We start from the raw sequence: 17,683 nt of genomic DNA, 5'->3' as shown, positions 1-17,683 counted from the left end.
GTAACCTTTTGTGTTACTTTATCAGGGTTACTCTTCTACTTTAAATATAATATCATCAAATTTAACACTTGAAGCATTACCGTTATTGGGTAAAGATACTTTAACCTGTAGTATACCAGATGGATCTACTTTTTCCGTATCTGTTGCTGCATTCCCAGGGTTATATCCAGATCCAAATTCATCTAACCTAGCTGAAACTTCTTGCCATCCACTTGTTTCTAAGGTGAAATTATAAGCCCACGTGTCTAGAATGACATCAAAAGATGTGCCTGCATTAGCATTTACCTTCATTTTGAAGGTAACTTTAGAAGCTTCTGTGGCTGAACTTGGTAAAAATGCACCAGCTTCATCATTTTGGCATCCATTATATCCGAATGTTGTTGCTCCATTATAATCATATTGAGCACAATTACCAGTTTCGCCCGTAGCGGTTACAGATAAAGCACCTGCATCACCATAAAACCCCCAAGTACTAGTATATAAACCATTACCATCAAAATCTTCAAATAAGTAATTGACGAATCCAAAATTGATATCAAGAAAAGTAGTGTTTGTAATACCAGGACCAGGCTCTACAATTGCAGTGCTTCCTGCTTCGGTTGTAATAACAACATGTTGCCCTTCAGTTGCATCAGTTGGCACTAAGAAGTACATTTCTTGATCTGAAACTAGTGTATATTCTAGTGGTTCTCCTCCAAAAGTAACAGATTGAATACCTACAAACCAACTTCCTTTAATAGTTACTTTATCTCCTAGCTTAGGATTAGCAACACTAAATTTTTCAAAAACAGGAGCAGGTTGTATAATGTTAATTTCAGAATCAATTTCTCCATTTGCTGTTATGAACTTTATTGGTTGAACTCCAAAATTGTATGGATTTTCAAAATCATAATTAGGTATATTGAAAAAGATAGCATTATCAGAATTTAAATTTGGATTGAAGGAAACATCAAATTTATTGTCAAGAATAATTTTTTTCAAACCAGATAAATTTGTTCCTTCAATTTTAAGTAACTCACCAGGAGTTCCTGATGCATTTGGGTTTGATTGTGAAGAAAAAGTCGTTATTGTTGGTAATTCGACGTCATCTTCAGAGCATGAAAATAATGTAAGGGTAAAAATTGCCGAAACTAAATATATTTTTATCAAATTTTTCATAGTTGTAGTTTAAAAATTAAAAGGAACAGGTTCTGCTGTTAAATTCTCATTGATACTTATGGCACCAGACGGTAACGGCATAGAAAAGAACTCATCTGTTGGAGTGATTTTAATAGAAACCAACTCTGTTCTAGCATCATCACCGTAGAAACCTCTTTCTTGAGCAGCGATTTCTGCTAATGCATCAGCTCTATTTCTACGTTGTAAATCAAAATAATATTGCCCTTCCAATAAAAATTCTATTCTTCTTTCTTTAAATAAGCTGGCTTGGGTTATGGTATTAACCGGACTTAAACCTGCACGAGAACGCACTCTATTAAAAGCAGATAGTGCTTCACTGTCAGAGGTAGAGGCATTAGCTCCTAATTTGGCTTCGGCCATCATCAATAATACATCTGCATATCTTAACATATTGGTGTTTTGGTCTGTTCTCATAAAACAAACATTATAACCATCATCTGCAGAACCCACAATATATTTTCTAAAGTTTAAAGCTGTTTGAGAAGGAAGTTTATTGTATGTGTAACCACCTTTTTTACTTAACAATTCTGGGTAAAAATCACCATCCATCATAATAGAGGCTTTTCTTCTTTTGTCGCCATCTTCGTATAAACCAGGTAAATCGGTGGTTGGCATGTAAGACCCCCAGCCATCTCCACCTCCTGTTATACCAGAGCCTGATGGTGCAATAAAGGCTTGTTCTGTATTTTGAGTACCCCATTCATTACAATTTACTGTCCATTGTAAAGAGAATAAACTTTCTATGTTATTGTTGTAGTTGGGGTTATTGAATAAGTTACCATAATCTTCTAGCAAATCGTACTTACCACTATTAATGACTTCTCTACATAAATTGGCGGCCTCATCATATTTTTTTAAGTTTAACTTCACTTTTGCTAACATGCCCATGGCAGAATATTTACCAACTCTTCCCGTTTTTGGTTCTGTTGTTAATTTTTCTACGGCATCCTCTAAATCCATTTCGATGAATTTATAAACATCGGCTTCTAAATTCCTTTTGGCATTTATACCATCAGAGTTTTCATCAAAAATAGGTACGGGACCCCATATTCTAACTAAATAAAAATAAGCAGTAGCTCGCATGAATTTTGAAACTCCAATTCCTTGAATATAGGCGTCTTCAGGGATATTATCTTTGTCTCTAATTAAATCTTGTATTAAGGAATTAGCTTGGTTCACAACAGAAAACAAGGCTGTCCAATTAGTATTTAGTACGGGATTATCATTTAATACAGATGCCTCTGCAAATGGTCTAAATTCGCCATCGTTAGCCCATACGTTGCCTGCATAGGTATCTCCTTGGGTTATCATGCCCTTAAAATTATAATCAAACCAGCCTTTAGTATACATTCCGTTCTGAATGCCTTCATAAGGAGATGCTCCTGGAGGTAAACAGTCTACGCACAATGAATTCTCCGATCTTAACTCGGTGAAATCTTCCGAACATGATACCAAACAAAGAATCATGGTCACTAGCATTAATGCTTTTTTTATTTGTTTTTTCATAATAATCAATTTTAATTTTTTAAAATGTTAGATTAACACCTAAGGTTATTGTTTTTGCTAATGGGTATCTACCCACATCTAAACCTGCAAACCTTATATCTGAATTTCTACTTCCAACTTCTGGATCTAAACCAGAATATTTAGTGAAGGTGAATAAATTCTGTCCTGAAAGGTACACTCTTGCTTTAGTAAAGAAGTTTGTTTTACTTAAAATATTAGAGTTAATATTGTACCCCATGGTAATGTTTTGAATTCTAAGGTATGACCCGTCTTCTACAAAACGGTCTGAAACCCGTGTGTTTGAATTACCGTTTGCTAAATCAATTCTTGGAATATCTGTGTCTTGAGCAAGATTTGCGGCATCATCTAAAGTAACGCCATCTGGTAAATAATTTACAACAAAGTGATTTAGAGCATCTTTAGATTGATTTTCTCCTAAGAAACGTAAGGCTTCTGTATAAAATCTATTTTGATTGTATATTTTGTTACCGTAAGAACCGTTTATTACAACACTTAAATCAAAATCTTTATAAGATATGTTGTTATTTATACTGTAAGTAAATTTTGGAAGAGCAGACCCTATGTAGGTTCTGTCTTTAAGTGTAATTTCACCATCGTTATCTAAATCTTTAAATTTAATATCTCCTACACTGGTTTTACCTGGAACTTGTATAGCACTTTCATCAACTTCTTGTTGGGTTCTAAAAATGCCATCTGTAACATAACCGTAAATTTGACCTAAAGATTCTCCTTCTTCAACATAGCTATATAATAACTCACCATCTGATTGTGGAATATTGGCTGTTAATGGTTTTGTTCCGTCATAGAATTTGGTTAACTCGTTAGAGTATGTTGAAAATATAAAAGTAGAGTTCCATGAAAAATTATCTGTTTGAATATTTCTTGTGTTCAACTTTAAATCTAAGCCTCTATTAAGCATTTCACCCACATTTTCATAAGGGAGCACCCTTCCAGCTGTTCTATCATCTGCTGGTCTTTGAATTAATAAATCTGAGGATTTCTTTTGGTATAGGTCAAGATCCAATCTGATAGCGTTATCCAACAACCCTATTTCCAGGCCAATATTGGTTGATTTTAGAGTTTCCCATTTAATATCTGGGTTGCCATCTACTGTATAAACATATGAAAGTCCGCTAGATGAAGGAACGGCAGCAAATTGTGTTTGATATAAGAAGCTAGGAATGTTTTGGTTACCTACTTCACCATAACCTGCTCTTAATTTTAAAAAATTTATAGGTCCAGATGAAGATTTCATGAAATTTTCATTTGAAATGGTCCAAGCACCAGAAACTGATGGAAAGTAACCCCATTTGTTATTTGGGCCAAAATTTGAAGAAGCATCGGCTCTTATAGAGGCTGTTAAATAATATTTACTGTCATAGTTATAATTGGCTCTTGCAATGTAAGATTGCATAGCCCAAGCAAAACTTTGGTTATCTACTTCGGAGGTAGATTTTAAACCTAAAACTAAATTATCAAATTCATTATTTCCTTCTAAATCTCTTCTAGATCCTCTTAAATATTCAAAATTACTTTTCTGGCTTTCTTGACCTAATACTACGTTAATATTGTGTTTGCCTAAAGCGTTATTATACGTTAAAAAGTTTTTTACGGTCCAATAATAGCCTTGATCTTGCTGCTTAAGCGATGAATTTACCTCATTTGCGGCTGTACCTATGTCTTCATATGTAGGAATGAATACCCGACTATCTCCAGCATTCAAATCATATCCCAATTCAGTTCTAAAAGTTAAATGTTTTAAGAATGAAATTTCAGCAAATAAATTCCCATTTATTTTGAATTTTTTATCTAGATTGTTAACATATTCTGAATAGGCTACAGGATTTACTGCTTCATAATTATTAGAAGCACCATTTACACCGCCACTAGGAGCTCCGTAGCTACCGTCTGGGTATCTTACAGGGATTAACGGACTTAAACGTAAGGCTGAAGAAACAATACCTCCTCTATCATCATTCTTAACAATATGTTGCTGAACATTACTTAATGATATATTGTTACCTATTTTAAACCAATCATTAACTTTTGTTTCTATATTTAAACGCATTGAAATTCTTTCAAAATCGGTATTTACAATAACACCTTCTTGTCTAAAATATCCAAGGGATGTATAGTATCGCGTTCCATTTTTTTCGCCAGAAACAGAGAGTTGATTATTTGTTACTAATGCACTTCTAAAAATTTCCTTTTGCCAATCTGTTCCTTTACCTAATAAACTAGGGTTTTGAAATATAAACGGAACATCTCTGTTATCTGACTTCAATAGATCACTGGTATATTGAGCGTATTCTTGTAAATTCATCATGTCATAGTATTTAGCAACACTTTGAATACCTGTGTAGTGATCGAAATTAATAGTAGTTTTACCTCTTTTACCTTTTTTTGTTGTAATTAATACCACACCATTAGAACCGTTTGCACCATAGATAGCTGTGGCCGATGCATCTTTTAATATATCAATAGATTCAATGTCGGACATGTTTAAACCAGCCAAAGCGGAATTTACATTTTGCCCAGAACCACCTCCGGTAGCGGTTCCTAAATCTAAAGAAGTATTATTTCTGTCTGCAAATACAGGGGTTCCATCTATAACATAAAGTGGTTCATTGCCATAAAGCGATGTTATACCTCTAATTTTAATGGAAACACCCCCTCCTGGAGCTCCAGAGTTTTGGGAAACCGTAACACCTGCAGCTTTTCCTGTTAAGGCTTGGTCAACAGAAGAAAAGGGTTGGTCTTTTAGTTCTTCAGCAGAAACAGAAGATATTGCTCCTGTTAGGTCTTTTCTTTTGGAGGTACCGTAACCAATTACTACTACCTCTTCTAATTTAGAGGTGTCTTCCTTCAAAGTGATATTCAGTACATTTTTACCGTTATACGGAATTTCTTGAGTTGCATATCCTAAATAGCTAAATACAAATATACTGTTTGCTTTCACATCATTAATAGTATATTTTCCGTCAAAATCTGTTGAGGTTCCTTTTTTAGTGCCTTTTAAAAGAACATTTACGCCAGGTAACGGAACGCCATTCTTGTCTGAAACTACACCAGAGACCGTTTTAACCTGTGATAATGCATTTTGCATGCATAGCATTACTAGTGCAATACCTAAAAGTTTTAGTTTTATCATATTAAATAGTTTAAGTTATTAATTTAGTTTATTTGTTACTTATTTTTTAATGCTATTTTCTTCTCTAATACATTGGTTGTGTGGGTGTTTGAAAGACCTTTAAAACCGGGTTGTTTTCCACCTATGCTTATAACTAAATTACCTGGTTCTATTACAGGTTTACCATCTTCATTAATTAAACTGTATTTTTTTGGGTTAATATTATATTTTAGTTTTTTGGTTTCGCCAGCTTTTAAATGAATTCTTTCAAACTCTACTAAAGTTCTTATGGCCGCATTGGGTTTGCCTTTATGAGAGATGTATAATTGTACTACTTCATCTCCATCAAGGTCTCCAGTATTTTTTACTTCTACATTTATTTCAATATTACTACCTATGGTTATGCTATCAGGAATATTTAGATTGGAATATGTGAAATTGGTATAACTTAAACCATGACCAAAGGGAAACAGAGGGTCGCCTTTAAAGTATTTATAGGTTCTGTTTTCCATGTTGTAGTTTTTAAAATCAGGTAAGTCTTTTATTGATTTATAGAAGGTTACAGGTAATCTACCTGCAGGGTTATAATCTCCAAAAAGAACATCTGCAATTGCATTTCCTCCAAATTCACCTGGGTACCATGCCTCTATAATGGCGGGAATATTATTAGCTGCCCAATTAACGGCTAAGGCACTTCCATTCATTAAAACCAATATAGTAGGCTTACCTAAAGCTTGAATTTTTTTCATTAACTCAATTTGAGTTTTTGGAAGTGTAATATCTGACCGGTCACCTTTATCAAAACCTTCTAACAAAACAGGCATTTCTTCACCCTCAATATCTGGAGACAATCCTAAACACAGTACAACAACTTCAGATTTTTTAGCTGCTTCTAGAGCTGGTGTTATTAAATCTCGATCTATTTTAGCCCAAACAAATTGAGCTTGGGGGTCTGAATGATAATTATAATATTCAATTTTTATATTATGGGCTTTTCCTGATTTTAAATTAATATCAAAGTATTTAGTTTTTGGCTCATGGTCATCTTTAAATTCAAACTTTAAATCATCATCAAAATATAGTTTACCTGCGCTACTAGCTCTAAATCCTATTCTGTATTTTCCGCTTTCGTTTGGTGTTAATTGACCAGTCCATCTTACTGAAAATGCGTCTGTTTTTAAATTCTCAATAGGTTTTTTTAACGTCCAAATAAAATCTACTACACTATCATTTCTTATAAATTCTGGGTTTCCTTCCCAGTTTTTATTTTTAAAATATTCTCCTTTTAAGCCTTTATTTTTCCCATTTTTTAAAACAGAAGATGGTATTGTGTTTAACATAGGCCAACCAATGGCAATATCACATCCTAAGGCATAATTTACAGTAGCATTAGGCAATTTATTAGCGATAGCTTTTAATGGTGTATTGTAATTTTTTGGTGTTCCATGATAGTTTCCTAATAACGCTGGCTTAGAATTTGCATTGGGCCCTATGATTGCTACAGATTTTATATTTTTACTTAAGGGTAAAATATTATCTTGGTTTTTTAATAATACCATAGACTCTCTTGCTATCTTTTTTGATAAATCATAGTGTTTTTGACTTGCTACAACGCTATATGGAATTTTTGACCATTTTACATTTTCCTCTGGGTCAAACATTCCTAATTTGAAACGAGCTGTCATTAATTTAGTGAGGGCTAAATCTATTGTATCCTCATTTACCAATTTCTTAAGAACGGCTTCTTTTAAATTGGGGTCGTAACAGTCTCCGCAGTTTAAATCTGTTCCTCTAGAAACGGCTAATGCACTGGCTTCTTCTGGAGTTTTTACAAGCTCGTGTTTACCAGGTTCCCAAAAATCATTAATTGCCCAACAATCTGAAACCACATACCCATCAAACCCCCAATCATTATGAAGGATTTTATGTAATAATAAATTGCTTCCGCAGCAGGCTTCGTCTCTAAAACGATTGTATGCGCACATTACAGAATGTACTTTAGCTTCTTTTACGGCAGCTTCAAAAGCAGGTAAATAGGTTTCAAATAAATCTTTATTAGAGGTTTGGTAATTATCCTCATGTCTTGATTTTTCTGGGCCGCTATGTACTGCAAAATGTTTTGCTGTGGCTACTACCTTTAAATATTTAGAATCGTTTCCTTGAAGTCCTTTTATATAATTAACACCAATTCTACTAGTTAAGTATGGGTCTTCACCGTAAGTTTCTTGTCCACGCCCCCATCTTGGATCTCTAAAAATATTAATGTTGGGTGTCCAAAATGTTAACCCTTGGTAAATACCTCTTTTGCCTTCGGAAATAAATTTGTGGTGTTTAGCTCTTGCTTCATCTGATACAGCTGTTCCCATTTGGTAAATTAACGGTGCATTCCATGTGGCTCCCATGCCAATTCCTTGAGGGAAAACCGTTGCCTCACCTGCTCTTGCAACCCCATGTAAACATTCATTCCACCAGTTGTATGCTGGTACTCCCAATCTATCAATAGCTGGAGCATCATAACGCATTTGAGATACTTTCTCTGTAAGCGTCATTTGATGTATTAAATCTTGGACACGTTCTTCAATTTTTAACGATGGATTTTGAAACTTAAATTTGTAGGAGTCAATCTCTTTTTCATTTGTTTTACACGATGAAACTAATAGTAATACCATTACTGAAATCAACCGAAAGTTTGATAAATAAACTAATAATTTTGTGCCTCTGTATTTGTTAAAATGCATTCTATCAATATTTAAAATTGGTAATGATTGTTTTTATATGTAATTGAAAATAAGTAGAAGCAAAAACAACATAAACCCTATAATTAGGACTTCTTTCCATATTTTATACTTTGTTTTTTTTCGCTCTATCACCTATATTATATGAAATGTATTAACCAAATATAATTAGAGGCTAAGGTTTATAATAAAACTGATAATGCATGTACTGAAAGAATTGTTGCAATAATGAATTATATGCCTATTGTACAACATATGAAACATGAAATGCTACATTTGTTATATTAATAATGTGATTTAATTAGAAAAAACAAACATGACAGGGTTGTAGAAGCGAAACTAAACCCAAAATGAAATGGATTATGTATTGTTACTTAAATAGGGAATAGTGTGTATTGGGAAAAGGTGAAACAAAACTATTTCTAAATTTAGATTCAAGAATTTGATTCAATTTCTGTTGGTAATACCCCAAAATGGGCTTTAAAACATTTGGTAAAATAAGAGGGTGATGCAAACCCAACTTTGTAACAAACCTCGCTTACATTTACACTACCGCTTTCCAGTAATTGCTTAGCTCTTTGCAGTCGTGTTTTTCTTAAAAACTCATTAACGGTTTGTCCGGTTAGTGTTTTTATTTTTCTATAAAGTTGACTTCTACTTAGGTTTAATTCTGAAGCTAACAGTTCTACACTTAAATCTGAATCGCTCATATTTTCATTAATAAAATTTAATACTTTTTGAATGAACTCTTTATCAATAGATGTTGTGTTTGTTTTTTCTTTAGCGCCACTTATTTCGCCAAAATACTTATCAAAAATTAATTTTCTACTGGTAATTAATTGTGATGTACGAAGTTTTAACAATCTCAAATCAAAAGGTTTTACCATATAAGCATCTGCTCCATATCCAATACCCTCTATCCGATCATCTATTCTTGTTTTGGCTGTGAGCATTAAAAGAGGTATATGACTTGTTCTTATATCTGTTTTAATAATTTTGCAAAAATCAAAGCCATTCATTTCAGGCATCAAAACATCTGTAATAATCACATCAGGAAGCATTTCTCTGGCTACTTCCAATCCTTCTTTACCGTTGTTTGCTGTAAAAATTCTATAATCTTTCTTTAATTCGTTCTTTAAATAATTCCTGAGTTCAATATTGTCTTCAACAATCAAAATGCAATGGGGCTTAGTTGTTTTTTCTGTTTCTGTTTCTTCTTCTTTGTAATTATTATCTAAGGAAGGTGTGGAGTAAGTGTTTGAAATAAAGTGTTCTTTTTGAGGGATTGTAGAAGTTACTTCAGAAAGAAGTTCTTGTTCTGTAAAATGATTTTTCCCTGCCGGTAATGTAATTATAAAAGTTGTTCCTTCTCCTAGCTTGCTTTTAACTTCTATTTTACCTTTATGCAATTGAACAAAATTTTGGACTACTTCAAGACCTATTCCTGTTCCACCATAATAGGTTTTATTCAAGTTTTTTACTTGATAGAATCGCTCGAAAATTTTGTTGATTTGATCTTTTTCTAAACCTGGACCCGTATCAGAAATAATGATTTCGACAACCTTAACAGGTTTTGTTTCATCTACCAATGGCAAGATATGCAAATCATCTTTGGATAATATGTCGATATTTATAGCTCCGCCATCTGGTGTCACTTTCATGGCGTTGGAAAGTATGTTAAAAATAATTTTTTCTAGCATACTTTGATCTGCCCAAAGAATAATATTAGGTAAGTCTGCATCTACAGCTAGGTGTATATTTCTATTAAAAGCTTCTTCCTTGAAATAGCTTATGATTTCTTTAGTGAAGTTAACCAGATTTAATTCTTGAGCTTTTATTGACATTTTATTTAGCTCTAATTTTCTAAAATCCATTAATTCATTGATGAGCCTATAAAGTCTTTGTGTGTTCTTGTAAATTACGTTATGTTTTTCCTTAATGCGTGCTGGTAAATTTAAAGTGTTATCATTAATAATATCTTGTAGTGGGTTTATCATTAAAGTTAATGGCGTTCTAAATTCATGAGAAATATTAGTGAAGAACTGGATTTTATTTTTATGCAATTCATCTTCTTGAATTCTTTGGATTCTTTCATTTCTTAACAATTCCTTTTCTTTGATACGACGTTGAACTACTATATTTAACATATAAATTGCTCCCAAAAACAACATGATATATGTTACTAGCGCCCAATTAGTTTTCCACCAAGGAGGCAAGATGGTTATTTTCAACTCTAATGGAGTCTCATTCCAAACGCCATCATTATTAGCTGCTTTTAACTTAAAAACATAAGTTCCCTTGTCTAAATTTGTATAGGTTGCGCTTCTTAAGTTGCCTACATAATTCCAAGATTCCTCTAAACCTTCCAGATAATAAGCATATTGGTTTTTTTCTGGTCTGGTATAACTTATTCCTGAATACTCAATGGTAAAAACAGATTGGTTATGGTTTAGTTCTATTTCTTGTGTTTCGGCCAAGACTTGTTTTAAAGGAGAGTCTTCTTTATCTGGTAAAACTTCTTTGTTGAATATTTTAAGCCCAGTAAGATATAGAGTTGGTGGGGTTTTATTTAAACTAATGTCTTTTGGGTTAAAAAAATCAATCCCTTTATAATTCCCAAAATATAAGTATCCTTTCTTATCTTTATAAACAGCATTAAAGTTAAACTCATTGGAAAGTAGTCCATCGTTCAACGTAAAGTTAGTTATTTCATTATTCTTTAAATTTAGTTTTGTAAGCCCGGAGTTTACAGTAACCCATAATTTACCTTCTTTATCCTCAATGATATTAGAAACACTTTCTTCTGTGAATTCATACATTTCATTATACCATTGAAAATTTCCGCCTTTAGTATAGCGGCATAATCCTGAACCACGGGTTCCAAACCAAATTGACCCATCGGAACTTTCATACAATGACAATATGTGGTTTGCGCTTTTTTTATTTCTGTTACTATTTGTTTCTTTATTTGAAATAAATTCTACGTGATATTCGCTATTTCTATTTTTATTAATTCTAAATAGGCCTTCAGTAGTGCCTACCCAGACGTTATTTTTTGAGTCAACCAATACTTTTCTAACGGCATTTCCTATGAATTTGTTTTCTGGAAATGGCGGCATATACTGATTTGTAAATTCTTTATTTTCTGGGTTATACGTAACAACGCCACCATGAAAAGTACCTATCCAAATAATACCATCTGAATCTTCATCAAAACTTAATACGCTATTAGCATCGAGATTAGGGGTGTTTTCTGAATTATAATTAATAAATTTTTTAGTGCCATTTTTCATAAAAAACAGGCCATTATTCCAGCTTCCGGCCCAAATGTTTTTCTTGCTATCAATAAAAACGGTTTGAATATCTAAGCTAGTCAAACCTGTATAGCCTTTAGTGTTTGTTTTATCTATATGCTCAAATCTTTTAGTTTTTGGGTTATAAACATCTATTCCACCACCGTCCATACCTATCCAATAATTTCCGTTTTCATCTTGTTCAATAGCCGTAACAGATGAAAATTGCAATGAATTAGGGTTACCAGGTACACTTTCTAAGCTATTAAACTTATCATATAATTTGTCATAAACCGCCACGCCACTATTATAATACCCCATCCAGATTCTTTGGTTATTATCTACAAACAAAGACCAAATTGAGTTGGATTTTATACTGTCCTTATCTGTTTTATCTAAAGTATAATTTTTAATTACAGAACCATTTTTGTTTATATGAATAAGCCCATCGTTTTCTGTACCTATTAACAAAGTACCGTCAGGAATTTGAACCATTGACAGTATGCGTTTCTTGGTTATTTTATAATGGTTTAATTTAAATGAATCTTGGTTGTTATTATTTGATATGGCAACTTTATATAAACCGTTTTCTAGTGTGCCTATCCAAATATTTTTTGAGTTGTCCAACAATATAGATTCTATGGAATCATCTATTGAAACGTTTCCGTTTTCAGAGGAAAAGAGACATTTTTTTAGCATATTGACGTTACTGTCATATTCTAAAAGGCCAATATTAGATCCTGCATAAACTTTTCCATCCCCCCTAACTTGAATACCGTTAATATTTATATAGTTCGTTTCTAAATTTATACCATCTACAAGTATTTGTTCTATTTTATCATTATCTATATCATATTTATATAGTCCATTCTCAAAAGTACCTACATAAATATTCCCAGATTTATCAGAACCCAGACTACTGACGGTAACAGACATGTTTTTGTTTTTCTTTACCCTTTGGATTGGAATCTTTTTAAATCTATCAAACCTTCTTTCGTATAAATTAAGCCCCTCTTCAGTGCCTATCCATAATCTATTTTTATAATCTAGATGAGAACAATAAATTATATTACTAATCAAAGAGGTTGAATCATTAAGTATATGCTTATATGAAAGGTAATCAATCCCATCAAACCTATATAGTCCAGCACCGTTAGTACCAATCCATATAAAGCCGTCTTTATCTTGGGTAATACAGGGAACAGCCACTTTAGAAATGCCGTCTTTTATGTTAATAAAATTGAATTCTTTAAAGTTTACTTGGGTCCATACTTGTGAAGTAAGAAAAAGATAAAAAATAAGAATTCTGCATGTAATATTGTTAAAAACCATTTAAGCCTTTACTTTTTTTAGTTTAAATGTAGTATTTTTTTTAGTAATATAGGTGTTTAAAAACTATTGCAATTTAAAATTTCAAATAGATTTTAGAACTGTTTATGCTACAGTATTAAATAGATGGCTAGAGGTGAATGATGAAAAAGTGTTTCAAAAAATGTTTAAGCAATTGGGTTTTATGTAAAATAAAAACCTTGCTCCAATGCCGAATTATACGGGAGAAGCAAGGTTATATCTTAAAAAGATTAATAGCACCACAAAGGTAGTGAGTTTTGTCTTTTTAACAAAGTTTTAACGTTAATTTAAGGTTAATTTTTGCCAGAAAACTAACTGTATTTCACTTTTCTCAAAATTCGCATGGTTTCTTTGTGAAATTGATTAACCTCTTTGCCGTATTGTTTTAAATAAGGTTTGACTTCTTTTAGTTTATCTATGGCTTCATGAAATAAATTGAAGTAACAAATTAAGTATGTAGCTGGTAAATTCCTTAAATCTGATATTTCATGCTTTGTTAATGAGATTCCTTTTTTTAGTTTATCTAGTATGGCATTATTGGCATTATAAATATGATGAAGTACTTTTTTATCAAATTGTGGCGGTTCAAATAAAAGTTTGGTGTTGATATTATAATTGGCATTATCTTCAAACTCAATAATTGTTTCTTCTAGTTTGTAATATTTGTTATTGTTATGAAACCCAAGATTAACATATTCTATAATTTTAAAATTATCATCATTATAAGAAATAGAAACTTCATCTAAAGCAGAAAAGAATAATCGTACTTGTTCGTTTATTAATTCAATATCAACTCTAGAATAGTAAACATCGTCTTTTACAACTTTTTTTTGTCCAGACCAACATAGCACAAAATACTCTTTAAAAACTTTGTATTTTGGATTAAAGTCTTTTCGTTTATTTAAAAAATCAAAAACACCATCTAAAGTATGCTCAATATTATTTTGGGCATTATTTTCAATGGCAGCAACAATTTTAGAGTTTACGTCTTTAACTTCAATATCAAAAACTTTTGGCATGCTTATACTGCCATCTCTAAAAAACACAGAGCCTCCATAATATTTCCAAATGTTCTTTCTTAAAGAAGTTAGCTTGCCTGTGGGTCTTATAGTTACTAAACCAACTACTTTGTGGTCTGGTAAATGCGGAAATGGTATATTTTCATATTGAACAATTGGTGGGTTAGTTAAATAAGCATTAATGAGGTTTTGAATTTTGCTGTCATCAAAAAAGTCAACCCCAATAATGGTATTATCCTCATCTTCAACCCCAATAACAATGTATGAATTGTTTTTTGGGTTACTGTTAGATAGGGCACAAATGTGTTTTAAAAATTTAGCTTTTCCTTCTTTATGGCTAATATCAATTTTACGTTTTTTATCATAAAAACTATTTTCGTCATTATGAGCCAGAAGATGTTTTATAAGAAGGCGTTTGTTAATCATTGGGGCACTCTTAATTAAATTTCTTTTTTCACAAAGGTACTATTAGCTTGTGCGGTACAAAACATTAAAACATCTGCAATATTTACATGAGGAGGTCTAGATATTGCAAAATAGATAACTTCTGCAACGTCTTCGGCTTGTAAAGCTTTAAAACCCTTGTAAACGGTATCTGCAATTTTATCGCCTTTAAATCTAACTTTTGAAAATTCGGTTTCAACCAAGCCAGGATTTATTGCTCCCACTTTAATTCCGTAAGGGTTTAAATCTATACGCATACCTTCGGTAATGGCTAAAACAGCGTGTTTACTGCCACAATACACATTGCCTTTTGGGTAAACCTCTTTTCCTGCAGAAGAACCAATATTTATAATATGTCCAGATTTACGTTCTGTCATTCCAGGTATAATGGCTTTGCTTACATAAAGAAGTCCTTTTACGTTAATGTCTATCATTGCATCCCAATCATCAATACTTCCATTGTTAATAGGGTCTAAGCCATGAGCGTTACCAGCATTATTAATAAGGATGTCAATGTTTTTAAATTTCTCAGGCAATGATTCAATTGCTTTAAAAGTTTCTTCTTTGTTTCTAACATCAAAATTTAAAATATGCACATCGGTTAGTTTACTTAGTGCCTTTTTAATGGTTTCTAAACGTCCTAATCGGCGTCCGCAAAGTATCAAGTTAATACCGTGTTTGGCAAATTCAAAGGCGGTAGCATGCCCAATACCACTTGTTGCGCCGGTAATTAAAGCTGTTTTTTTCATTTAAGTTATTTTGTTTCTGTATAAAAGTAATTAAAACAGGTTTAAATTATAAATGAAAAAGGAGTAGTTTTATAACTAAGTATTAACATTTGTAAACTCTTGAAATTATTGATTTTACTCAATTTATTTTTAACCTATTTTTAACACCAAGTCACCAAAAATTTTAACAATTTGCACTGCTCAAAGAAGCTTATTATATTCGAGCTTTTAAAAAAATAAAAATGATGGAAGAAACAGGTACAATTGATATTAAGACAATTAACGAGAAGATTGAAAAGGAAAGTGCTTTTGTTGATTTACTTATGTTGGAAATGAATAAAGTAATTGTAGGTCAAAAGCACATGGTAGAACGCTTGCTTATTGGCTTACTGGGGCAGGGACATATTTTATTAGAAGGTGTTCCTGGACTTGCAAAAACTTTAGCAATTAATACCTTGTCACAGGCAGTAGATGGTAGCTTTAGCAGAATTCAGTTTACACCAGATTTATTACCTGCCGATGTAGTAGGAACTCTTATATATAACATAAAAGAAAATGATTTTTCAATAAAAAAAGGACCCATTTTTGCCAATTTTGTTTTGGCAGATGAGATTAACAGGGCACCAGCCAAAGTACAATCGGCATTGCTAGAGGCCATGCAAGAAAAACAAGTTACTATTGGCGATGAAACTTTTGTGTTAGATAAACCTTTCTTAGTAATGGCAACCCAAAACCCAGTAGAGCAAGAAGGAACTTACCCGTTACCAGAAGCTCAGGTTGACCGTTTTATGCTAAAAACCGTTATAGATTATCCTAAAATTGACGAAGAGCAATTAATAATGCGTGCCAACATGAAAGGCGCTTTTGAAAAGGTTAATCCAGTGGTTTCCATTCAGCAAATCTTAACTGCTCAAAAAGTAGTTAGAGAGGTTTATATGGATGAAAAAATTGAGAAATACATTTTAGATATCATTTTTGCTACTAGGTATCCAGAAAAATATAAGCTAGCCGATATAAAACCGCTTATTTCTTTTGGGGCATCACCTCGTGGAAGTATCAATTTAGCAACCGCAGCTAAGTGTTATGCTTTTATTAAAAGACGTGGTTATGTTATTCCAGAGGATGTAAGGGCTGTAGTGTACGATGTATTGCGCCACAGAATAGGTATTACTTATGAGGCTGAAGCAGAAAATATAACTTCAGTAGACATTATCAACAAAATAGTAAACGAAATAGAAGTACCTTAAATTAGTTGGCAGTATTCAGTTACCAGTCTTCAGAAATCACTAGCAAAATGTAAAACTGAAAACTTTTATACTGAATGCTTTATTTAGAACTGCTCACCGCATACTAAACACTGCAAACTGAAACAATGGATACTAAAGAATTACTAAAAAAAGTACGAAAAATAGAGATTAAGACACGTAGGTTGTCTGATCATATCTTTGGAGGTGAGTACCATTCTACCTTTAAAGGGCGTGGTATGACTTTTAGTGAAGTTAGGCAGTATCAATTTGGAGATGATGTTCGTAATATAGATTGGAATGTAACAGCACGTACCAATGAACCTCATGTAAAAGTTTTTGAAGAAGAACGAGAATTAACCATGATGCTTATGGTTGATGTTTCTGGATCTGAGCTTTTTGGTACAGAGCAACAATTTAAAAACGAGGTGGTAACAGAAATTGCAGCCACTTTAGCGTTTTCTGCAACACAAAATAATGATAAAATAGGGCTCATTTTGTTTTCAGATCAGGTAGAACTATATATTCCACCTAAAAAAGGGCGCTCTCATGTGCTTCGTATTATTCGTGAGCTTATAGAGTTTGAGCCAGAAAGTAAACAAACCAATTTAGCCGAGGCGTTAAAGTTTTTAACTAACGTAATGAAAAAGAAGGCTATTGTGTTTGTACTGTCTGATTTTATTGCAGATGATTATGAACATACCATGAAAATTGTGTCTGGTAAACACGATGTTACGGGTATTAGAGTGTACGATAAACATGAGGAAACTATTCCAAATTTAGGAATGGTTCAAATGCAAGATGAAGAAACTGGTGAGTTAATGTTGGTTAACACATCGTCAAAACAAGTGAGACTTAATTATAGCAAGTTCTATAACCAAAAAGTGAATTACTTTAAAGAGAGTTTTAATAAATCTGGTGCTGGTACTATTGATTGTAGAGTAGATGAGAGCTATGTTAAAAAGCTTTTGGGGTATTTTAAAAGAAGAGGTTAATCTAAGTAAAAGTTAAAAGTGATAAGAGGTAAGTTTATA

General features: G+C 32.5%; 9 protein-coding genes. 2 read left to right on the top strand and 7 right to left on the bottom strand.

Going from position 1 to position 17,683, the window contains the following annotated elements; genetic code table 11:
* Window positions 1-27: 27 nt before the first annotated feature.
* From BWZ22_RS06265 to BWZ22_RS06235, 7 genes are all read right to left on the bottom strand, one after another.
* Window positions 28-1,158: an IPT/TIG domain-containing protein gene (locus tag BWZ22_RS06265; RefSeq protein ID WP_076698722.1), complete on the bottom strand. Its 1,131-nt coding sequence runs from the start codon at window positions 1,156-1,158 to the stop codon at window positions 28-30.
* A 9-nt stretch (window positions 1,159-1,167) separates the two neighbouring features.
* A complete protein-coding gene (locus BWZ22_RS06260; protein ID WP_076698720.1) occupies window positions 1,168-2,685 on the bottom strand; it encodes a RagB/SusD family nutrient uptake outer membrane protein in 1,518 nt (505 codons plus the stop codon).
* Window positions 2,686-2,704: 19 nt separating this feature from the next.
* The gene (locus BWZ22_RS06255; RefSeq protein ID WP_076698719.1) at window positions 2,705-5,857 is read right to left on the bottom strand and encodes a TonB-dependent receptor; all 3,153 of its coding nucleotides are present in this window, start codon (window positions 5,855-5,857) and stop codon (window positions 2,705-2,707) included.
* Between the two features lie 35 nt (window positions 5,858-5,892).
* Complete coding sequence (locus BWZ22_RS06250) at window positions 5,893-8,574, bottom strand: glycoside hydrolase family 3 protein (RefSeq protein WP_076698717.1); 2,682 nt, start codon at window positions 8,572-8,574, stop codon at window positions 5,893-5,895.
* Window positions 8,575-9,005: 431 nt separating this feature from the next.
* Entirely contained in the window at window positions 9,006-13,196 is a 4,191-nt protein-coding gene (locus tag BWZ22_RS06245) for a hybrid sensor histidine kinase/response regulator transcription factor (RefSeq protein WP_076698716.1), read from the bottom strand.
* Window positions 13,197-13,525: 329 nt separating this feature from the next.
* Complete coding sequence (locus tag BWZ22_RS06240) at window positions 13,526-14,659, bottom strand: ATP-binding protein (RefSeq protein WP_076698714.1); 1,134 nt, start codon at window positions 14,657-14,659, stop codon at window positions 13,526-13,528.
* Between the two features lie 14 nt (window positions 14,660-14,673).
* Window positions 14,674-15,426, bottom strand: coding sequence for an SDR family NAD(P)-dependent oxidoreductase (locus BWZ22_RS06235; RefSeq protein ID WP_076698713.1), 753 nt, complete (start codon window positions 15,424-15,426; stop codon window positions 14,674-14,676).
* A gap of 224 nt (window positions 15,427-15,650) precedes the next feature.
* Here BWZ22_RS06235 and BWZ22_RS06230 point away from each other — a divergent pair, with 224 nt between their 5' ends.
* Window positions 15,651-16,652, top strand: a complete 1,002-nt coding sequence (locus tag BWZ22_RS06230) for a MoxR family ATPase (RefSeq protein WP_076698711.1) — start codon at window positions 15,651-15,653, stop codon at window positions 16,650-16,652.
* 125 nt (window positions 16,653-16,777) lie between these two features.
* Window positions 16,778-17,644: a DUF58 domain-containing protein gene (locus tag BWZ22_RS06225; protein ID WP_076698710.1), complete on the top strand. Its 867-nt coding sequence runs from the start codon at window positions 16,778-16,780 to the stop codon at window positions 17,642-17,644.
* The last annotated feature ends 39 nt before the right edge of the window (window positions 17,645-17,683 follow it).

This window comes from Seonamhaeicola sp. S2-3, assembly GCF_001971785.1.
Lineage (GTDB): Bacteria > Bacteroidota > Bacteroidia > Flavobacteriales > Flavobacteriaceae > Seonamhaeicola.
This window is presented reverse-complemented; position numbering and strand designations above follow the sequence as displayed.